Raw genomic sequence first — 21343 nt, 5'->3', positions numbered from 1 at the left:
ATCCTGGCACGGGCTCTGCAATGTCACTGGGTGAACCCTTTCACCGGTGGCTCAGGAGCCCTGTATGCCTTCCAGCCTTTCCTCGTTTTCCCGTTTGATCTGCCTCGGCGCCGCGCTGTTGTTGAGCGGCGCGGCCTATGCCGCGGACGGTGACGACGCCGTGCCGTCCCTGGCCGGCAAGCGCATCGCTGTGAGCATGACCGGCACCAGTCACTACTTCGATATCAAGGCATTCCAGGCGCAGGTCGATGAGATCAAGCGCCTGGGCGGCACGCCGATCACCCTTGATGCCGGGCGCAACGACAAGAACCTGGTGACGCAGCTGCAAACCGTGGTCACCCAGAAGCCCGACGCGGTGATCCAGACCCTCGGCACCCTCAGCGTGATCGACCCCTGGCTCAAGCGCATCAGCAAGGCCGGCATTCCGCTGTTCACCATCGACGCGCCGTCGCAATACAGCCTCAACAACACCACCTCCGATAACGTCGCCACCGGCAAGGCGCTGGCCGATCAGCTGATCAAGGACGCCGGCGGCAAGGGCAAGATCCTGGTGTTCAACGGCTTCTACGGCGTGCCGGTGTGTGCGATCCGTTATGACCAGTTGAAGCTGGCACTCAAGGACCACCCGCAGTTGGAGATCATCCAGCCCGAGTTGCGCGATGTGATCCCCAATACCGTGCAGGATGCCTATTCCCAGGTGTCGGCACTGCTCAACAAGTACCCGGCGGGCAGTGTTTCGGCAATCTGGTCGGCGTGGGACATCCCGCAGTTGGGCGCGAGCAAGGCGTTGATCGATGCCAAGCGTACCGAGATCAAGACCTATGGCGTCGACGGTACCCCCGAAGTGCTCGCGCTGCTCGGCCAGGCGAACTCGCCGGTCGGTGCAGTGGTGGCGCAACAACCGGCGCTGATCGGCAAGACCGCCGTGCAGAACGTGGCGCGTTACCTGGCCGGGCAACGTGACTTGCCCAAGGAGACCCATGTGGCCACGTTGCTGACCACCGCCGGCAACCTGGCGCAGGTCCAAGCACTTCGGGGTGACTGATGGCAGCGTTGCACCTGCAGAATCTGCACAAACGCTTTGGCGCCACGCTGGCGCTGGACGATGCGAGCCTCAAGGTCGAGCGCGGCACCATCCATGGCCTGGTCGGCGAGAACGGCGCAGGCAAGTCGACGTTGATCAAGGTGCTGGCCGGCATCCACAAGGCCGATGCCGGGCAGGTGAGTATCGACGGTCAGTCGTACGCCGCACTGTCACCGCGTCAGGTCGACGCATTGGGTGTGCAGTTCATCCATCAGGAGCGCCTATTGCCAGCGAGTTTTACCGTGGGCGAGGCGTTGTTTTTCGGCCATGAACTGCGCCGTGGGCCGTTTGTGGATCGGCGTCGACAGCAGCGTGAAGCCGATCGTTTGCTGGCCGAATATTTTGATGTGCAGCTGCCTGCCGGCGCGCTGGTGGGCGAGCTGAACAGCGCCGAGCGCCAGGTGCTGCAAATCACCCGGGCGTTGATTCGCCAGCCCAAGATCCTGGTGTTCGATGAACCCAGCGTCGCGCTGGTCAAGCGCGAGGTCGACCAGTTGCTGCGCATCGTCAAGCGCCTGCGCGACCAAGGCTTGTCGATTCTGTACATCTCCCATTACCTGCAGGAAATCGACAGCCTGTGCGATGAGGTCACGGTGCTGCGCAATGGCCGCGATGTAGCGGTGGTGCAGCCTCGGCATACGTCCAGCGCCGAGATTGCGCGGCTGATGGTCAACCGCGAGGTGCAGGAGATGTACCCCAAGGTGAAGGTCGAGCTGGGCGAGCCGTTGTTGCAAGTGCGCGGGCTGAGCCTGGCGCGGCGCTACCGGCAGATTGACCTGGAAGTGCGCCGCGGTGAAATCGTCGGCCTGACGGGGCTGGTGGGGTCGGGCGCCAAGGCGTTGTTCAAGACCCTGTTTGGCGTCGAGCAGGCTGACAGTGGCAGCGTTCATCTGCACGGGCGGTTGCTGCGCCTGCGCTCGCCAGGCCAGGCGATTGCCGAGGGCATTGCCTTGGTGCCCGAGGAGCGTCGTAGCCAGGGGATTGCGCCGGTTCTGTCGGTGTTGGAAAACCTCACGCTGGCGGGGCTGTGCCGGTTCAGCCGCTGGGGCTTGTTGAGTCGCGCCAAAGAGCAGGCGGAAAGCTTGCGGCTGATGGAGGAATTGGCGATCAAGGCGCCGGGTCCGCACGCGGCGGTCAGCCAGCTCAGTGGCGGCAACCAGCAGAAGGTTGCCCTGGGGAAATGGCTGAGCCGTCGCTCGGCCGTGTACCTGCTTGATGAGCCGTGTGTGGGCGTGGATGTCGGCGCCAAAGTCGAGATCTATCGTTTGATCGGGCGTCTGGTGGAGGAGGGGGCGGCGGTGTTGGTGTTGTCGTCGGACTTGCCCGAATTGCTCGGGATCAGCGATCGCATCCTGGTGCTGCATCGCGGTGAGATGGCCGGTGAGTTTCGTGCGGGAGAAGCCGACAGCGACCAGTTGCTGGCGTGTGCCACCGGCGCTGTACCGGCCGCCGCTGCGCCGGTGCGGGAGGTCGAGCATGCTTGAAGCCATACTGCGACGGGGTTCGGTGGGGGTGTTTCTGGCGATTCTCGTGGGGTTTGCCGTGGCGGCGCCGAATTTCTTGTCGGTGGGCAACCTGGCGAATGTGTTCAGCCAGTCGGCGATTCTTGGTGTGCTGGCCTTCGGGTTGACCTGCGTGATCATCGGCGGAGGTTCGAATGTGGTCTCCGGTGGGCTCGACCTGTCGCTGGCGGCCAACCTGGGGTTGTGCGCGGCGGTATTCAGCCGTCTCAACAATGCCGGCCTGGAGCTCTGGCTGACCGTGCTGCTGACCCTGGGCTGCGGCCTGGCGGTCGGCCTGCTCAATGGACTGGCCGTGGTAGTGCTGCGTTTGCCGCCGCTGTTGGCGACGCTGGCGAGCATGAACGTGCTGGCCGGGCTGGAACTGGTGTTGACCGAAAACACCGTGGTGTCCACTGACTCGCCGCTGCTGGATGTGCTCAGTGGCGGCACTGGGTTAGGTGTGCCTGCCTTGGCATGGGTGCTGTTGGTAACGGCGGCGCTGCTGACCTTGTTGATCCAGCATTCGCCCTACGGGCTGCGCCTGCACGCCGTCGGCGAATACCCCCAGGCGGCCGAAGCGGCGGGCATTCGTGTGCCTGGCTATGTGCTGTCGAGTTACCTGTTGTCGGGACTGTCTGCCGCCGTGGCGGCGTTGTGCTCGGCGGCGTTTTTCAGCGGCAGTACCACTGGGTCGGGCGACATGCTGTTGTCGGTGGTGGCGATTGCGTTTCTTGGCGTGGTGTTTTCCCGCCGGCTGGTGGCAAGCATTCCAGGTACGTTGCTGGCGGCGCTGTTGATCGGGTTTCTGATCAATGGCTTTCAACTGCTTAACCTGTCGAACTTCTGGGTCAATGGTGTGCAGGGCGTGTTGATCTTGTCGGTGGTCGCGGCGTCCAGCGCGCTTAACCGGGGAGCGACGGTATGAACCTGCGCGCCTGGTTACCGCTGACATTACCCCTGGTGTTCACGCTGATCGTCGGCGTGTTTGCGTTGCAGGCGCCGGGCTTCCTCAGCGCCGGCAACCTGCAAAGCCTGTTATTGAACAATTTCGTGTTGCTGGCGATTGTGGCCATCGGCATGACCTACGCCGTGGCGGCCGGCGGCATTGATCTGTCGGTGGGCACGGCGTTGGACTTCGCCAGTTTCAGCTTTGTGGTGCTGCTCAATGGCGGGCATGGCTGGGCGTTTGCCGCGACCGGTGCGTTGCTTGCCGCGCTGCTGGTCGGCCTGGTGAACGCGGGGCTGATCGCCGGGCTGCGGATCAGCCCGTTCCTTGCCACCCTGGGCACGTTGTTCATCGGCACCAGCGCCCAGCAATTGCTCTCGGACGGGGGCCAGCCCATCTATATCGTCCAAGGTTTGAAACCTGAACTGACAGGGCTGGCGCCGTTGTCGATCGTGTTGGGGCTGGCGCTGTACTACGGTGTGGCACTGGCGCGCGGACGCCTGGGACGGGAGCTGCTCGCACAAGGTACGCAGCCGCTGCTGGCGTATTACTCAGGGTTGTCGGTGCGGCGTATCGTCACCGTCGTGGCCTTGGCCACTGCGTTGGCGTGTGGGGTGGGCGGGGTGCTGCTCAGCTCAACGGTCAGCGCCTATGTGCCGCTGTCCGGCAACGCATTTTTGCTCAACGCGATTGGCGCGGTGTTCATCGGCACAACCCTGAGCCGACAGGGTCGGGCGAATATTCCAGGGACCCTGCTGGGCGTGCTGTTCATCAATGTAATCGCCAACGGCCTGCTGCTGATTGGCTGGAATTTCTACTGGCAGCAGGTGGCAACCGGTGTGCTGATTTTCGGGGTGTTGACCTTCAGCTTTGCCAGTCGGCGCCTGCTTGAGCGCTATTGATCGGCGCTATTGTGCGTTGACCAGCGTCGTGCGGGTTGTGTATTTGCCCTTGACGACGTCCTGCTGGGTGAAGAAATACCCGTAGTCCTGCAGGTACATGACGGTGCTGGTCGCCTGGTAGTTATCACCCGTCGTGGTGCAATTGAGCGCCTTGGCAGTGCCACTCAGCGTCGAGTTGATGTCGCTGGCCGGCACTTCGCGTGCTACCACACACGTCGCGTCGCGGGACAGCACGCGGTCCTCTTCAGCCGTGTTGCGATTGAGCTCTTTGAGCTTGAACCCCAGCGTTGTCCCGATCGGCATGCGCTTCCAGTCGCCGCTGAAACTGAGTTGCTCAACCGTGCTGGCGGCCGAGACGTTCATCCCGCGCAGTTCAAATTCGCTTTGGAAGGTCAGGCTGAACAAACCTCGGAATGTCGTGATGTTGGCACTTGAGAATTGAGTGGCACGGCGGAGTTTAAGCAGGTTGTTCCCCGCCCCGGGCTCAATGAACACCTCAGTGCGCAAGCTGGAGGAACCCAATTCGCGCTTCTCCACAAGGTGGTGCAGAGGCTTGGCTGGGGCGGGCATGCCCAGTGCGGAGATCGCCTCCGTCACCGTTGCCGGGACAGGCGCGGGTGTCAGGGTTTGCATGAGCTTGGTGCGCGTAACGGCTACCGGCAGCTGCGCTGCTGTTGGCGAGCACGCGGCCTTGAGCAGGGTCCGGGTGTCCGCCTCGGCGGTGCTGAAGGGCTGGTCGATGGGAACGGCTACCACGTTGCCGAAGGTCACGGTGTTTTTCGGCGTGAGGCTGAAGGCGGCCAGGGTCCGATAGGTCTGGCGGCTGCAACTGACCTCCCAGTGCAGGCGGGTCTGGGCATAGGGCATTTTTTTGAGTGTATTGATCAGGATGAGCGGCTCATCGTAGGCGCCCCAGAACTCGATTTTCTCGCCCACGGTCTTGAGGCTGGCACGGTCGATCAACAATTGGCGTTGGGTGTCTGTCGTGCTGACGAGGCGCCAGTCCGGGCGCGGCGTGCGGGCGCACGCGTCGGTAAAACTGGCGTTCTGTTGCAGTTCGCCGATCACTTCCGGCGCCAGGTTGCGCATGACGGTGATGCGCGTGGGCTGGCCATCGGCACCTGGGGTGCCGGGGGCCTCCATATACAACAGGCTCCCGCTCGGGATGGCACAGGACGCCTGAAGCTGTGCGATATCCGGCACGGCGACATTGTCGGTCAGTGTGACGTGAACCTGGTAACTGAGGTCGTCGCCGTCACGCATGACCGAGTCGGCCAGCAGCGGCTTCTTGAGCATGTCTTTATACGGGGCCTCGGCCGTGCCGCCGTGCTTCATGCCCTGCACGCCACAACCACTGAGCAGACCCAGGGCGACGATAACCGCGATGTGTTTCATGAGCGTTCCTTGCAGAGAAGACAGGTGATCAGGGACTTTCGACCGCCCGCAGGGTTTTTTGTGCGGGCGCACTGATCAGAATTGGTATTCCGCACCGGCGCCTGCATACCAAGAGCGCCCTGGCGCCGCTTCGTAGTAGCGGTTGTTGCCGTCGCCGACGATCACTGAGCCGACGTACTGGCGGTCGAGCAGGTTATCCAGGCGCAGGGTCTGGTGGAAGGTCCAGTGTTCGACCTTCTGTTCGAAACGGGCGCGCCAGTTGAATACGCTGTAGGCCGGTGCGGCGTGCTGGCTATTGGTGTCCTCGACGTAGACCTTGCTGCGGTACAGGCCTTCGATGGCAGTGCTGACCCAGTCGCGGGGTTTCCAGTTCAGCTCGGCGAACAGCGTGGTTTGCGGCACGCCGGGCAGGTAGTTGCCTTTGTCCACAGCGGTGCTGCCGCCGCTGACGAAGTCACTGTCGTAGGTGGCTTGCAAGCGGGTGTAGGCGAGGTTGGCGGTCCACTGTTCGCTGAGTTGGCTTTCGACGCCCAGTTCGAAGCCGCGACGCAGGGTGCGGCCGGCGTTTTGGTAAGTGGTACGGCCGCCGCTGGATTGCTGTACCACCAACTCGTCTTCGGTGGTGATTTGGAAGATGGCGGCGTTGACGCGGGTGTCCTGTCCGACCCGCGCCTTCACGCCGATTTCATATTGTTTGCTGACCGATGGCTTGAGCGCGAAGTTGAAACCGTTGACGGTGCTGGAATACGCCGATTCGGCCTGGGTTGGGGTTTCGAAACCCTTGCCTGCGCTGACGTAACCGTGCAAATCCTCGGTGAAGGCGTACATAACGCTGACCGACGGAGTGTTCTTTTGGTACGTCTTGCTGCCGCTGTCGTTACCGTCGCTGAGAAAGTGGTCGTCCACCTCCATTTCCATGGTGCTGTGGCGCAGCCCTGCTTGCAGGGTCCAGTCACCCAGCAGCCAGTTGGCTTGAACGAACGGGTCGAGGCTGGTGGCGGTGTCGATTTCGTCACGGCCCAGGGCACCTTTGACACCCTGCACACCGTTGACGGTGTTGGAGTAGCCTTGGCGATCATCCACGCTGCGGTCGTAATCGAGGCCAGCAATCAGCGTCAGATCGCCAGGAGCGCTGGTGATGGGTTGAAGCCAGTGTATGGAGCCGCCGTAGAACTTACGGTCAAAAGCCACCACGCCGCCACGGGCGTTCGCAGGGTTGATCGCGCCACTGCTGGGAAACCTGTCGGGAATCGACAAATACTGAATCACACTCCGCCGCCCCGTATACCCATTCACCTGCAGCGTCGCATCCCCGAAATAGCGCGCGTAATTCATGCCCAATTGCTGGTGATCGATGCTTTTACGCGTGTTGTACGTCAGCGCGTTGGCACTCACCGAGCGCGGATCAGCCTTGTACGCCGCCCACGTCTGCCCCAGCGGGTCCTGCGTGCCGTTCTGCTCCAGGCTGCTGTAGATCAGCGCCAGCTTGCTGTCGTCATCCGGGCGGAAGTTGAGCTTGGCAAAGGTCTGGTCTCGCCGCGCGCTGCTGTGGTCGCGATAGCCGTTGGTGTCCATCCGCGAGGCGTCCAGCACGAAACCTGCGCCGTTGGCGGCGCCTTCGGCGGTCAGGTGGTTTTTGTTCAGGCCGTCGCTGCCCACCAGGGTCTCGGCGCCGATACGGGGCGAGCCTTCGCCGTCGCGGGAGAACATCTGGATCACGCCGCCGGCATTGCTGCCATACAAGGTGGCTGCCGGGCCGCGCAGCACTTCGATACGTTCGGCGGTGTCGAGGTTGAACGTGGCTGCCTGGCCCTGGCCATCCGGGGTGCTGGCGGGAATACCGTCGGCGATCAGCTTGAGTCCGCGCACGCCGAAGGCCGAGCGGGCGCCGAAACCACGGGAAGAAATCTGCAGGTCCTGGGCATAGTTCTGACGGTTCTGCACCACCAGTCCGGGCACGCGGGATAGGGCTTCGGAGGCGTTGATGCCCAATTGGCCGTCGCTGATCTGCTCGTGGCTGATGCCGTCCACCGAGTAGGGCAGATCGAAGGTCGGGCTGGCGCTGCGCGAGCCGGTGACGACGCTGGGGTCGAGGATCAGGGCTGTGTCGTCTGCCTGGGCGGTGTCGCACAAGGCGAGCAGGCTGGGCAGCAACAGGGTAAGACGGGTGAGGTTGTTCATGAGTCAGCCGGAATCCGTGGCGCTTAGTGTGTAAACGCGCAAAAGGTCGCGAGTTTAGTGAGTCAGGCGATTTTTATCATTTAGGAATCAGCCTACGGTGCGAATCGGTGCTTTTACACCAACGATGTAAGCCTGATAGACCTCGGTGCCGGTGCCGGTGCCGTCCCTATCATCGCCATCGAATTCGTGGCCTCCGGCGTGCTGGACACGCGGGTGCTGCCCTACACGATCTACCGTCAAAACAAGGACGGCAGCATCGAGATCTTCCGCTAGTCCCTCTTGACGCTTGCCGCTAACAGTTTCCCACCTCTTTTACGCTATAATCCCGCCCTTTAGCTGTTTCCTGCCCAGGCGGGAAGCACACTTTTTTCAGGCGCAACCCGCCTGCATGCAGACTAAAAGAGGCTAGACCCCTGTGGCATTGACGATTCTTGGCCTGTCCGGCGCCCTTAGCCATGATCCTTCCGCAGCCTTGTATATCGACGGCAAGCTGATCGCGGCCGCCGAAGAAGAGCGCTTTGTGCGCGACAAACATGCAAAGAACCGCATGCCCTACGAGTCGGCGAAGTTCTGCCTGGAGCAGGCCGGCATCAAGCCTTCCGACGTTGACGTGGTGGCGATCCCGTTCGCCCCGATCAGCCTGTTCGGCGAGGCGCGCTGGCACTACGCCAAACGTTACTGGTACGCCCCGGACCGCGCCCTCGACGCGATCCTGATGGGCAACCGTCGCTACAAGCGCTATCGCAACAAGATCGTCTGGTGCCTGGAGCAACTGGGCTTCGATCCGAAGAAAATCAAGATCGAGCCGGTTGAACACCACCTGGCCCACGCTTCCAGCGCCTACCACTGTTCCGGCTTCCAGGAAAAAACCGCGATCCTCGGTATCGACGGTAAAGGTGAGTACGCCACCACGTTCTTCGGCTACGGCGAAAACGGCAAGATCCACAAGATCAAGGAATTCTACGATCCGGACTCCCTCGGCGGCCTGTACGGCGCGATCACCGAGTTCCTCGGTTTCGAGATGCTCGACGGTGAGTTCAAGGTCATGGGCATGGCGCCGTACGGCGACGCCAGCAAATACGACTTCTCGCGCCTGGCCTCCTTTGAAAACGGCGAACTGGTGATCAACACCGACTACGCCAATGTCATCGGCCTGCGCCGTTATAAAGAGAAGGGCAAGGGTTTCTACTTCTCGCCCAAGCTGATCGAGTGGCTGGGTCCGAAGCGCGAAGGCGATATCGCCGACGAGCCGTACATCCACTACGCGGCCAGCATGCAGGCGCTGTTCGAGAAGCTGGCCCTGCAGATGATCGACCACTACCTGGGCGACATCCTCAAGGACACCGGCAAGCTGGCCTTCGCCGGCGGTTGTGCACTGAACGTCAAGCTGAACCAGAAGATCATCGCCCGTGACGACGTGAAAGAGCTGTTCGTGCAGCCGGCGTCCGGCGATGCCGGCACCGCGGTAGGTGCGGCGGCCTATGTGTCCCACGCCCGTGGTGTGCCGGTCGAGAAGATGGAACACGTCTACCTCGGCCCGTCCTACAGCAACGAAGACGTGATTGCCGCGTGCGCCAAGCACGAGAGCAAGCCGAACTGGCGCAAGATCGAAAACATGCCTAAGCGCATCGCCAAGATCATGGTCGACGGCAACCCGGTGGCCTGGTTCCAGGGGCGCATGGAGTTTGGCCCGCGTGCCTTGGGCGGTCGTTCGATCATCGGTTGCCCTAGCGCTACCGGCGTGGCTGACCGCATCAACCACCAGATCAAGTTCCGCGAGCGCTGGAGGCCTTTCTGCCCGTCGATGCTCGACACCGTGGCCCCGCAGATGATCAAGGTCGATCACCCGGCGCCGTTCATGACCTTCACCTTTGAAGTGTCGGAAGAGTGGAAAACCCGCGTGCCGGAAGTGGTCCACGAAGATGGCACCTCCCGCGCCCAGGTGCTCAAGCGCGAGTACAACCCGCGCTACTACGACATGATGAAAGAGCTGGAAGTACTGACCGGTAACGGCGTGTCGCTGAACACCTCGCTCAACCGTCGTGGCGAAGCGATGATCTGCTCGCCGACTGACGCGCTGAACATGTTCTTCGGCTCTGACCTGCAGTACCTGATCATGGAAGACATCCTGGTCGTCAAGGACGGCGTGGACCCTTATGACGCTGTGGTCTAAATGCTGAACCGCTTCCAGGCTTGGCGTGAGCGTGGCTGGGCGCCTGTCGAGGCCGAGGTTTACGCCCAGGCCTGGCAGCGGTTTGGCGGCAGCGTGGCGACCCATCCGCAGGTTGTCGAGCGGTTGGCGAACCTGGCGCAGATTCCGGTGCGTTACCTGGGCTGGGAGCAGGACGGCGAACTCAAGGGGGCAATTGCCACCTGGGGACGCGACCTGGCCCTGTCCAAGGACGTGCTCAAGCGCAGTGGCAAGAAAGGCCTGTTTGACCTCGGCAATGCCGAGATCATCCTGCCGATCGCCGCCGATGCGCAGTTGCCGGTGCGCCATCGTGGGCGCTACTTGTCAGCGCTGAACGAGGGCCGCATCAGCACCCTCAAGCCGCAGGCCGAGCAGTTGGCCATGGCGCGCACTCCCGAAGACCTGTCGAAGAAATTTCGCTACAACCAGCGCCGCGAATTGCGTCTGCTGGAAGAGGCGGGTGGCGTGGTGCGGGCGGTGAATGAGTTCTCCAGTACGGAACTGGCGGCCATCTACTGCGATCTGTTCCAGCGCCGCTGGGGTTTCCCCGCCACCGGCGCCGAGCGCCTGGCTGAGGTGCTGGCGTTGCTCAAGGATTTCCTGATGGGCTCGGTGCTGTTTCTCAACGATGCGCCGATTGCCGTGCAGCTGGTGTATCGCGTCGAGTCGCCTGAGTGGGTCAGCATTGAATACGTCAACGGCGGTGTCGACCCTGAAACCCGAGCATTCAGCCCCGGCAGCGTACTGAGTTTTCTCAATACGCAAAGCGCCTGGGAACAGGCGCGGGCGGTGGAGAAACCGCTGCGCTTTTCCTTCGGGCGTGCCGACCGCGAGTACAAGGAGCGCTGGTGCAACCCAGTGCCGGTGTTCAGCGTATGAGCCGTAAACAGCAACTGCTCAAGCGCCACCGCCGCAATAAACGCATTGCGCTGCTGATCGGCCTGCTCGTGTTGATTGCGGCCGGCGTGCTGGTGGCCTGGTGGCTGCCGTTGATCCTCGCGATTGTGCTGTGGGTGGCCCATGAAGCCTGGTTTGCCGACCATCTGTTTTATTCGCCCAAGGATGACTACCACTACCGTTTTGCGTCGAGTGGCCAGCAGGTCGGCTTGCGTCTGGAAGGCGGCAAGTTGCTCGCCGATACGCCGCTCGAGCTGGCTGGCGATGAAACGCTGATCGTCGAAGTACAGCTCAAAAGCAACCTATGGGGCCGTTTCTTTGATCCTGCGGTTGAGTTTCCGGACGATCGCCAGGCGTTCGAGCGCGGCGTGGCCGGCAAGCGTTACCTCAACCTCACCGGTTCGGCGGCGGCATTGGCCGGCGGTGAACTGCGCCTGCGCGGTCGTTTTTGCCGCGTGATCGGCCAGCCTGTCTTGTGGGTCTTTCGTCAGCCGGACGCTGCCCGCCAGCGGGTGATGGTGATCGCGCCCCATGCCGACGATGCCGAACTGGCCGCTTTCGGCCTGTATGGCCAGGCCGATGAAAGCTGGATCGTGACCCTGACCGCCGGTGAAATCGAGGCCGAACACTATCAGCAGATGGGCATGCCCCCGGCTGAAGCGGCGCGAATCAAAGGGCGCCTGCGTGCCTGGGACAGCATTGCCGTGCCGCGTTGGGCCGGCGTGCCCGAGGCGCACTGCGTGCAGTTGGGGTACTTTTGCCTGCAGCTGCCGGCTATGCGCGACGCCCCCGATCAGCCCCAGGTCTCGCGCGAAGCGCAGCTGGACGATACGCGGCTGTTCCGCCAGTTCAATGCCTTGGCGTTGCCGGGCGATGTGGACGGCGCGCCGACCTGGGACAACCTGATTGCCGACCTGCGCGCGCTGCTGCTCAAGGCGCGCCCCGAGGTGATTGTGTTGCCGACGCCGGTGCTCGACCCTCACCCGGACCATATTTGTGCGCACACTGCGGTGGTGCAAGCGTTGCAGGGGCTTGAGTGGCAACCGGGCACCTTGCTCGGCTATGCCAACCATCTGCATGATAACGACCGCTGGCCCATGGGTGATTCAGGCGCCGGCATCGCTTTGCCGCCGCAGTTCGATGCCGCCCAGGTGCTGGAGCCTTATTGCCGGGTGCTGAGCCTGAGCCAGCAGCAAGACAAGGCCATGGCGTTGGGCATGATGCATGACCTGCAGCCCCGTGCGCCGTTCAAGCGTCGGGTACGTCGCCTGTTGCAGCAATTACTGGCGGGGCGTGGTCCATCGCCTTACGGCGAGAACGAATTTTTCCGCAAGGCCGTGCGCCGTCACGAGCTGCTTTGGGTGCTGAAGCAGGACTGAAATTGAATTTTTTCGTCGGGCTGCCCGCGTGTAGCAGCCCGATTGCCTCATGGAGTGATATGAAGCCTCGTTTCAAGGTTTTGCAGTTGCAGCCGGACTACAACGTCAAGCTCAATGATTTCGCCGACCTCGGCGAGCAGATCGTCAAGGCGCTGCCGACGGAGCGCTTTGAGGTGACGTCGGCCTTTCTCAGCGGGCGACCGCAGCCGGGCCAGCCGTTGAGCGTGGCGGACCACTCCAAGTACTTCGAATTTCCCGAGAAGGCGCTCAAGGGCATTCGCCTGGGCGCCATGTGGGAGATCTACAAGTATTGCCGCGAGCAGAAGTTTGACGTGGTCATCTGCAACCGCTTCAAATCGGTGAACATGATGCTGTCCCTCAACCGCTGGTTGAAGATCCCATTGTGCATCGGGATCTCCCATGGTTTTGGCGAGTACGAGCGCGCCTATCGCCGGCGTCAGACCCGCCGGTTGGTCAGCCCGGCCTGGCGTTTTGTCGGGGTGTCGGCGGCGGTCAGGGATTACCTGATCGGCCTCAACTGCGGCTTCACCCGCGAGAACACCACCTTCGTCACCAACGCCATCGATATTCCCCAGGCCGAAGCCTTGCAGCTGCCGCGTGAGCAAGCGCGCCAGGCACTCGGGCTGCCGCTCGACGCACGGATCATCGGCGCGCTGGGGCGCCTGGTGCCGATCAAGGGCCATACGCACCTGCTGCAGGCGTTTGCCCGTCTCAAGGACAAATACCCTAATGCCCAGGTCGGCATCATCGGTTCCGGCCGTGCCGAAGCAGACTTGCGTGCGGACATCGAGCGCCTGGGCCTCACCGGCCGCGCGCACCTGCTGGGCTTTCGCGAAGACGGTCTCAAGTATGTGCGCGCCTTCGATATCTGGACCATGCCTTCCTTGCTTGAAGGCCTGGGCCTGGCGCTGCTGGAAGGCATGAGCGGGCGCTTGCCGGTGATTGCTTCCAACGGGCCGGCCATGCTGCCGCTGGTGGAAGGGGCGGGCGGTTTGTCCCACGAGCCCGGCAATGTCGAGCAACTGACAGTGGCCCTGGACACTTACCTGGCCATGAGTGACGAACAATTGCGCGCCAAGGGTGAACAGGTGTTCCGTTACCTGGAAGAAAACCACGCCCTGGCCGAATTCCAGCAGAAGTACCTGAACCTCATCGAAACCGGTTTGAAAGAAGTAGGTAGAGCATGACAGCGCAGCAACCCCTGGTCTCGGTGATTATCGCGTCCTACAACCACGGCCGGTATATCGAAGAGAGCATCCTCAGTGTGCTTGGCCAGACGTACCCGAATATCGAGCTGCTGGTGGTGGACGACGGCTCCAAGGATGACAGCGTCGAGCGCATCCAGCGGCTGCAGGCCGAGCACGGTTTTGATTTCCAGGTGCAACAGAACCAGGGCCTCACCGCCACGCTCAATGGTGCCATCGCCCGCGCCAAGGGCAGCCTGATCGCCCCGTTCGGGTCGGATGACATCATGTTGCCGGACCGCATCGCCACCCAGGTGGCCTACATGGAAGGCAAGCCAACGGTGGGGATGTGTGCGGGTAACATCGAGCTGATCGATGGCGACGGCAACCTGCACCCGGAGAAAAAACAGCGCCGCGACGTGCCGTTCCGCAGCCTGGATTTCGACGACATGTTCATGGACCGCAAGCCTTTTCCGCCGGCGCCGACCATGTTGATTCGCCGGGAAGTGCTGGAGGAAGTCGGTGGGTTCGATCCGCAGATTCCCCTTGAAGACCTGCTGATCCAATTGAAAATCACCGCCGCGGGCTACACCATCGACGCCCTCGGCGTGGTGATGGCGCGCTATCGGCAGCACGCGGCCAACACCTACAAGAACCACCGCTACATGATCCAGAACATTCTCAAGACCTACGCCAAGTTCAGCGACCACCCGGCCTATGACGCGGTGCGCTACAACTTCCTGAACTCGATGTTCCTCAAGACGGCCGATCGTGACCGGCCACTCGCGCGGGAGATCCTCAAGCAGATCCCGCTGAAGTTCTGGGGGCGCAAGACCTTGCGTGGGTTGGTGCGGTTATATCTGGCGCCCCTCAGGAAGTGAGGCGGCGAGGGGAATGAAAAAGGCGACTATCAGCAGTGATAGTCGCCTTTTTTATCAGGCGGCGGGACTGGCCAATGCCAGCACTTGCTCGCGGATCTTGGCGGTGGCGCCTTGGCTGGCAACGGACGCATAACCTTTGGCGAGCTGTTCGAAGTGTGTCTCGAACAACCAGGCGCGGTCCTGCGGGTAGCGTTGCATATGGCGCAGGTTGCGCTGGCGCAAAGCATTGCGCAGCGGCGACGGGAAGATGCGCAGGTCGGCGATATCGATCAGGCCGAACTCACCGTCATCCATCAGCAGCACATTACCCAAGTGCAGTGAGCGGAAGTACACGCCGCGCTCATGCAGCTGGGCCATGAACTGGCCGAAGCGTTCGATCAGCGACTCGCGCAGGCTGCTGTCCAGGCTTTGCAGGGCCTGGCGCAGGGTCAGTCCGGGCAGTGGCGTGTAGCTGACGGCGCTGCTGGCATCACGCAGACCATAGAGGCCCAGGATCTGCGGTGTGGGGATGCCCAGGGTGCGCAATTGCTCGGCGTTGCTGGCAAACCGTTCCGAGTAGGGGTTGAAACTGCCCGAGGTGTACCAGCGGCGCGGACGGAAGATCTTCAGGAAGCGGCCGTCGGCCAGACGCAGCACCTTGGGCCCCAGGCCGTCGGCTTCAATTACCTGGGCATCGCTGCACAGCCGGTCGAAAGCCTCGGGCTTGAGCGTTTGCACCGGCATACGCAGCACGCTGCGGCGGCGCTGGGCGATGCTCAGGCCGGCGATGATGGCCAGCGGGATCCACAGCAGGAACCAATGCTCCTTGGGCCGCGACAGGATGCCACCGCCCTCGGTCAGCCCGGCGCCGATACCGTAGGTGAGCAGGGAGGACGCCAGGATGAACAGTGGTTGGGCGCGTTCTTTCAGGCCTTTGTAGAGTCCCCAGCCGATCATGAAGATCCATGGGATAAAGCCGATGATGCCGACGTAATACAGCACGCCCAGGGCAAAGCTGTGCGGTTCGCGCAGTTCGTAGCCGTCGGCCAGGGTCAGGTACAGCTCGGAATCGTAGCTGTGGCCGATCCATGGGTGTTCGGCGATGCGTTGCAGCGACATGCCCCAGAGTTCGAAGCGGAACGAGCTGCCGCGGTTGGTGATCAGCTCCGGGTAGAACAGCAGGAGCCCCGCGGCACCCAGGACCATGCCGGCGATCAGCAGGGCCGAGCGGCGGTTGCGGCTGACGAAGGTCATCCAGAGAATGGTCAGGGTCAGCGCGACCAGTGGCGTGCGCGAACCGGTGGCCAGCACCGTCAAGGTCATGATTGCCAGGGCTGGAATGCTGAACCACAGCACCTGCAGGCGCTGGGTGGTCATGCAGATGTACAGCCAGTAGACGCAGAAAAAGCCGAAAACGTGGGAGCTCAGCAGCGGGTTGTCGAGGGCGCCACGGCCACCGATCATGCGCATGCCCGTGCCGGGTTCAAAACCCTTGGAGAACGCCACGAGGTTGCACACGCACACCACCAGCGCAATCACGGCGGCGCTGAAGAAGACCGGCTTGAACAGCTCATTGCGGTAATGCAGCAATAGCCCGCAGCCGGCAAACAGCATGAAGGTGTGCAGTGGGCGCTTGAACAGGTCGGTGTCGGCGTGATGCTCCGGGCTCCACAGCAGGCTGGTCAGCGCCCAGGCGGAAAACACCAGGAACGCGATCGCCAGAGGCTCGCGCAGCAATTCCTTGAGTTCCCTGGGGCGCAGGCACAGCAGCAACAGGGTGGGAGCACTGAACAGGCCGTAGTAGAACTTGTGCAGCACATTGCGATTGGTAACGAAGAACAGCGAGCTCAGCAGCAACAACAAGCCAATGGGCAAAATCCACAGGACCAGGAAGTCGAAAACGCGATTTGAGCCATAGATCAGGCGCTTGGAGTGCATACAGTAAAAGCCATTCCAGATTGAGAAAGCCGACCATCTTAAAGTAGTGGCTAAATAATGTCGCCGGTTGGATCCAACCGGGCTACGGGTCATGCAGGGTGCAAGTACAACAGAGAAGCTGTGCTAAAGTCAGCCTCCTTTTTCAAAACGCCGCGTGATATGACCGACTCCAGTCCGAGCGCAAGCCCTTCGAGCTTGAAAATATACTTCCGCCTGCTCAGTTACGTTAAGCCTTATGCCGGCTTGTTCGCGTTGAGTATCGTCGGATTTCTGATTTTCGCGTCGACCCAGCCAATGCTGGGGTACATCCTCAAGTACTTCGTCGACGGCCTTTCCAACCCTGAAGCCGTGCTGTTCCCCAGCGTGCCATTCCTGCGTGACCTGCAATTGCTGCAAGCCGTGCCGCTGCTGATCATCCTGATTGCCGCCTGGCAAGGCCTCGGTTCGTTCCTGGGCAACTACCTGTTGGCCAAGGTTTCCCTGGGCCTGGTCCATGACCTGCGCGTGCAGTTGTTCAACAACTTGCTGACGCTGCCCAACCGCTACTTTGACAATCACAACTCCGGGCACCTGATTTCACGCATCACCTTCAACGTGACCATGGTCACGGGGGCGGCGACCGATGCGATCAAGGTGGTGATCCGTGAAGGCATGACGGTGATCTTCCTGTTTGCCTCGCTGCTGTACATGAACTGGCGCCTGACGCTGGTGATGATCGCCATCCTGCCGTTGATCGCGGTGATGGTGAGCACGGCCAGCAAGAAATTCCGCAAGCAGAGCAAGAAGATCCAGGTGGCCATGGGCGACGTCACGCACGTCGCCTCGGAAACCATCCAGGGCTACCGCGTGGTGCGTAGCTTCGGGGGTGAGGTCTACGAGGAAAAACGCTTCCTCAAGGCCAGCCAGAGCAACACCGACAAGCAACTGCGCATGACCCGCACCGGGGCGATCTACACGCCGGCGCTGCAACTGGTGATCTACACCGCCATGGCGGTGCTGATGTTCCTGGTCCTTTATCTGCGCGGCGATGCTTCGGCCGGTGACATGGTGGCCTACATCACCCTGGCCGGCCTGCTGCCCAAGCCGATTCGCCAGCTCTCGGAAGTCAGCTCGACCATCCAAAAGGGTGTGGCGGGTGCTGAAAGCATCTTCGAACAGCTGGACGAAGACGTCGAAATCGACAACGGCACCCTCGAGCGTGACAAGGTCAGCGGTCGTCTCGATGTGCGCAACCTTAACTTCACCTACCCCGGCACCGAACGCCATGTGCTCAAGGACATCAGCTTTACCGCCGAGCCTGGGCAGATGATCGCGCTGGTCGGGCGCTCGGGCAGCGGTAAGTCGACCCTGGCCAGCCTGATCCCGCGTTTCTACCACCATGCCAGCGGTGAAATCCTGCTGGACGGCGTCGAGATCGAAGACTACAAGCTGCTCAACCTGCGCAAGCACATCGCCCAGGTGACCCAGCACGTGACGCTGTTCAGCGACACGGTGACCAACAACATCGCCTACGGCGACCTGGCCGGCGCGCCACGGGCGGACGTTGAAGCGGCAGCGGCGGATGCCAATGCCAAGGACTTCATCGACCAACTGCCCAAGGGCTTTGACACCCAGGTTGGCGAAAACGGCGTATTGCTGTCCGGTGGCCAACGCCAGCGCCTGGCGATTGCCCGTGCCTTGCTGAAGAACGCGCCGTTGCTGATTCTCGACGAGGCCACCTCGGCCCTCGACACTGAGTCCGAGCGGCACATTCAGGCGGCGCTGGACAAGGTCATGCAAGGCCGCACCACCCTGGTGATCGCGCACCGTTTGTCCACCATCGAGAAGGCCGACCTGATTCTGGTGATGGACGACGGCCGGATCGTCGAGCGTGGCACCCACAGCGAGCTGCTGGCGCAGAACGGCTACTACGCCCGCCTGCACGCCATGGGCCTGGATGCGCCGGTGTCGGCTGACATCACCTGATCCAATGGCTGCACAAGCCTCATGTGTGCGGGCTTCCTGTGGTGAGCGGGCTTGCCCCGCGCTGGGCTGCGAAGCAGCCCTATTGGATCTTCAATGTACCCGCCGGGAGCGGCACGTCGAATCCTTGCCCCGCCCCTCACCACAGCAAGCCCGCTCCCCCATTTGACCCTCAGTGGATTCACTGCTCCACAAGCCTCCTGTAACCCTGTGCTAATATCGCGCCCCTGTTCATTTTGTATGTGGGTTGCTCCATGAAGTTGTCCATGCCGCGATTCGATCAAGCCCCTGTCTTGGTGGTCGGCGATGTCATGCTCGACCGTTACTGGCATGGCGGTACCTCACGGATTTCCCCTGAGGCGCCGGTACCGGTAGTCAAGGTCGAGCAAATCGAAGACCGTCCAGGTGGCGCTGCCAACGTTGCCCTTAATATTGCCGCCCTCGGCGCCCCGGCCTCCCTGGTCGGTGTGACCGGCGACGACGAAGCCGCCGAAAGCCTGGCCAACAGCTTGCGCGGTGCTGGCGTGCGCGCACTGTTCCAGCGCATTGCCCACCAGCCGACCATCGTCAAGCTGCGGGTCATGAGCCGTCACCAGCAATTGCTGCGTATCGATTTTGAAGAACCTTTCGCCACCGACGCCCTGGCCCTGAACGGTCAGGTCGACGAGTTGCTCGAAGGCGTCAAGGTGCTGGTGTTGTCGGACTACGGCAAAGGCGCCTTGAAGAACCACCAGGAACTGATCCAGGCCGCCAAGGCCAAGGGCATCCCGGTATTGGCCGATCCCAAGGGCAAGGACTTCTCGATTTATCGGGGAGCCAGCCTGATCACGCCTAATCTCAGCGAGTTCGAAGCCATCGTCGGCGGTTGCGCCGATGAGCACGACCTGGTGACCAAGGGCGCGGCGCTGATGGCCGACCTCGATCTGGGCGCCTTGCTGGTGACCCGTGGCGAGCACGGCATGACTTTGCTGCGCCCCGGCCACCCGGCCATGCACTTGCCAGCACGGGCCCGTGAAGTGTTCGACGTCACCGGCGCTGGCGACACCGTGATTTCCACCCTGGCCGCCTCGATTGCGGCGGGTGAAGAACTGCCCCACGCCGTGGCCCTGGCCAACCTGGCGGCGGGTATCGTGGTGGGCAAGTTGGGTACCGCCGCGATCAGCGCGCCTGAATTGCGCCGTGCGATCCAGCGTTCCGAAGGTTCGGAACGTGGAGTGCTGACCATCGAGCAGCTGCTGCTGGCGATTGACGATGCGCGTGCCCACAACGAAAGCATTGTGTTCACCAACGGCTGCTTCGACATCCTGCACGCCGGTCACGTGACTTACCTTGAACAAGCGCGTGCCCAAGGCGATCGCCTGATCGTTGCGGTCAACGACGACGCTTCGGTGAGCCGCCTGAAAGGCCCTGGCCGCCCGATCAACAGTGTCGACCGGCGCATGGCCGTGCTGGCTGGCCTGGGCGCGGTGGACTGGGTGATCAGCTTCCCGGAAGCGACCCCGGAAAACCTGCTGGCCCAGGTCAAGCCGGATGTGCTGGTCAAAGGCGGCGATTATTCCGTCGACCAGGTCGTGGGGGCAGATATCGTCAGTGCCTACGGTGGCAAGGTCAAAGTACTGGGCTTGGTCGAGAACAGCTCGACCACCGCCATTGTCGAGAAGATCCGTAACAATGAGTAAGCAGGTTCTTATCACCGGCGGCGCCGGTTTTATTGGCTCGCACCTGGTCGATGCGCTGCTTGCCAAGGGTTACGGCGTGCGGGTGCTGGACAACCTGTCCACCGGCAAGCGCAGTAACTTGCCGTTGCACGATCCGCGCGTCGAACTGCTGGAAGGTGATGTGGCCGATGCCGATTTGGTAGCCCGTGCTGCCGTCGGCGCAACGGCGGTGGTGCACCTGGCGGCCGTGGCCTCGGTGCAGGCGTCGGTGGATGACCCGGTCAGCACGCACCAGAGCAATTTCGTCGGCACCTTGAATGTCTGCGAAGCCATGCGCAAAGCAGGCGTCAAACGCGTGGTGTATGCCTCCAGCGCTGCGGTGTATGGCAACAATGGCGAGGGTGCTTCGATTGACGAAGAGACCACCAAGGCGCCGTTGACGCCCTATGCGTCCGACAAGTTGGCCAGCGAGCACTACTTCGACTTCTACCGCCGCCAGCACGGTCTGGAGCCGGTGATCTTCCGCTTCTTTAATATCTTCGGGCCACGCCAGGATCCTTCATCGCCGTACTCCGGCGTGATCAGTATCTTCAGCGAGCGCGTGCAGCAGGGCGTGCCGATTGCCGTGTTTGGCGATGGCGAGCAAACCCGTGACTTCATGTACGTGGAAGACCTGGTGGATGTGCTGGTGCAGGCCATCGAAGCGCCAGCCGCGCCGCTGGGCGCAATCAATGTGGGTTGGAACCGCACCACTACGCTCAAGCAAGTGTTGCAGGCCCTGGAAGAAGTGGTGGGTACGTTGCCGGCTATCACTTACGGGCCGGCGCGCTCTGGTGATATCCGCCACTCGCGGGCGAATAACCGGCGCTTGCTGGCGAGCTTCACGCTGCCCGAGCCCACCCCGTTGAAGGTCGGACTGGAACGCTTGCTCAACGGCTGACGCAATGTGTAGTGAGCGGGCTTGCCCCGCGCTGGGTGGCGAAGCCACCCCAAACCCGACAACGCGGTGTGCTTGACACAATGAGGCGGCCCTGTTGGGGCGGCTGCGCCACCCAGCGCGGGGCGAGCCCGCTCACTACAGTCCTTGGCCCTTGGTTTGCGTAGCCCCAATCCTCTCGCGGGCGAATAACCAGCGCTTAACGCGGTGTACCTGACACAATGAGGCGGCCCTGTTGGGGCGGCTTCGCCACCCGGCGCGGGGCAAGCCCGCTCACTACAGTCCTTAGCCCTTGGTTTGCGTAGC

General features: G+C 62.2%; 15 protein-coding genes and 1 pseudogene. 13 read left to right on the top strand and 3 right to left on the bottom strand.

Features of this window, described 5'->3' with window-relative positions:
* Nucleotides 1-64 precede the first annotated feature (64 nt).
* Genes AO064_RS16520 through AO064_RS16505 form a run of 4 tightly spaced genes read left to right on the top strand, consistent with a single transcriptional unit; the run spans nt 65 to nt 4434 of the window.
* Nucleotides 65-1045: a sugar ABC transporter substrate-binding protein gene (locus AO064_RS16520; protein WP_046033901.1), complete on the top strand. Its 981-nt coding sequence runs from the start codon at nt 65-67 to the stop codon at nt 1043-1045.
* Nucleotides 1045-2568: a sugar ABC transporter ATP-binding protein gene (locus AO064_RS16515; protein WP_064054010.1), complete on the top strand. Its 1524-nt coding sequence runs from the start codon at nt 1045-1047 to the stop codon at nt 2566-2568. Before AO064_RS16520 ends, AO064_RS16515 begins: the two co-directional genes overlap by 1 nt.
* On the top strand, nt 2561-3511 hold the full coding sequence (locus tag AO064_RS16510) for an ABC transporter permease (RefSeq protein ID WP_064054009.1): 951 nt from the start codon (nt 2561-2563) through the stop codon (nt 3509-3511). Before AO064_RS16515 ends, AO064_RS16510 begins: the two co-directional genes overlap by 8 nt.
* Nucleotides 3508-4434 carry an ABC transporter permease gene (locus AO064_RS16505; protein ID WP_064054008.1) on the top strand — a complete coding sequence of 309 codons (927 nt, stop codon included), beginning with the start codon at nt 3508-3510 and terminating at the stop codon, nt 4432-4434. The genes AO064_RS16510 and AO064_RS16505 overlap by 4 nt, the downstream gene beginning before the upstream one ends.
* 6 nt (nt 4435-4440) lie before the next feature.
* On the opposite strand, the gene AO064_RS16500 is transcribed toward AO064_RS16505, so the two are convergent.
* Together AO064_RS16500 and AO064_RS16495 are read right to left on the bottom strand one after the other, a co-directional pair.
* Complete coding sequence (locus AO064_RS16500; RefSeq protein ID WP_064054007.1) at nt 4441-5829, bottom strand: hypothetical protein; 1389 nt, start codon at nt 5827-5829, stop codon at nt 4441-4443.
* Nucleotides 5830-5904: 75 nt separating this feature from the next.
* Nucleotides 5905-8010, bottom strand: coding sequence for a TonB-dependent receptor family protein (locus tag AO064_RS16495; RefSeq protein ID WP_064054006.1), 2106 nt, complete (start codon nt 8008-8010; stop codon nt 5905-5907).
* 159 nt (nt 8011-8169) lie between these two features.
* On the opposite strand from AO064_RS16495, the pseudogene AO064_RS31295 reads away from it, so the two are divergent.
* The 6 genes and pseudogenes from AO064_RS31295 to AO064_RS16470 form a co-directional block, all read left to right on the top strand.
* Nucleotides 8170-8283, top strand: a pseudogene (locus AO064_RS31295) (YceK/YidQ family lipoprotein); the annotation flags it as partial.
* 142 nt (nt 8284-8425) lie between these two features.
* Nucleotides 8426-10183, top strand: coding sequence for a carbamoyltransferase family protein (locus AO064_RS16490; RefSeq protein ID WP_003187998.1), 1758 nt, complete (start codon nt 8426-8428; stop codon nt 10181-10183).
* Nucleotides 10184-11080 carry an antimicrobial resistance protein Mig-14 gene (locus tag AO064_RS16485; RefSeq protein WP_046033908.1) on the top strand — a complete coding sequence of 299 codons (897 nt, stop codon included), beginning with the start codon at nt 10184-10186 and terminating at the stop codon, nt 11078-11080.
* Nucleotides 11077-12477, top strand: a complete 1401-nt coding sequence (locus AO064_RS16480; protein ID WP_064054005.1) for a PIG-L deacetylase family protein — start codon at nt 11077-11079, stop codon at nt 12475-12477. Before AO064_RS16485 ends, AO064_RS16480 begins: the two co-directional genes overlap by 4 nt.
* Before the next feature lie 59 nt (nt 12478-12536).
* Nucleotides 12537-13685, top strand: coding sequence for a glycosyltransferase (locus tag AO064_RS16475; RefSeq protein ID WP_012721876.1), 1149 nt, complete (start codon nt 12537-12539; stop codon nt 13683-13685).
* Nucleotides 13682-14563 (top strand): glycosyltransferase, encoded by an 882-nt coding sequence (locus AO064_RS16470; RefSeq protein ID WP_064054004.1) that lies wholly within the window; start codon nt 13682-13684, stop codon nt 14561-14563. The genes AO064_RS16475 and AO064_RS16470 overlap by 4 nt, the downstream gene beginning before the upstream one ends.
* Nucleotides 14564-14617: 54 nt before the next feature.
* Here the strand turns inward: AO064_RS16470 and AO064_RS16465 are convergent, their stop codons facing one another.
* Complete coding sequence (locus tag AO064_RS16465) at nt 14618-16480, bottom strand: bifunctional O-antigen ligase/aminoglycoside phosphotransferase family protein (RefSeq protein ID WP_064054003.1); 1863 nt, start codon at nt 16478-16480, stop codon at nt 14618-14620.
* Nucleotides 16481-16639: 159 nt separating this feature from the next.
* Here AO064_RS16465 and msbA point away from each other — a divergent pair, with 159 nt between their 5' ends.
* From msbA to AO064_RS16450, 3 genes are all read left to right on the top strand, one after another.
* Entirely contained in the window at nt 16640-18445 is a 1806-nt protein-coding gene (gene msbA / locus AO064_RS16460) for a lipid A export permease/ATP-binding protein MsbA (RefSeq protein WP_064054002.1), read from the top strand.
* A 251-nt stretch (nt 18446-18696) separates the two neighbouring features.
* On the top strand, nt 18697-20121 hold the full coding sequence (hldE, locus tag AO064_RS16455; protein ID WP_012721880.1) for a bifunctional D-glycero-beta-D-manno-heptose-7-phosphate kinase/D-glycero-beta-D-manno-heptose 1-phosphate adenylyltransferase HldE: 1425 nt from the start codon (nt 18697-18699) through the stop codon (nt 20119-20121).
* On the top strand, nt 20114-21040 hold the full coding sequence (locus AO064_RS16450) for an NAD-dependent epimerase/dehydratase family protein (RefSeq protein ID WP_064054001.1): 927 nt from the start codon (nt 20114-20116) through the stop codon (nt 21038-21040). The genes hldE and AO064_RS16450 overlap by 8 nt, the downstream gene beginning before the upstream one ends.
* The last annotated feature ends 303 nt before the right edge of the window (nt 21041-21343 follow it).

This window comes from Pseudomonas marginalis (genome assembly GCF_001645105.1).
Taxonomy (GTDB): Bacteria; Pseudomonadota; Gammaproteobacteria; order Pseudomonadales; family Pseudomonadaceae; genus Aquipseudomonas; species Aquipseudomonas petroselini.
This window is presented reverse-complemented; position numbering and strand designations above follow the sequence as displayed.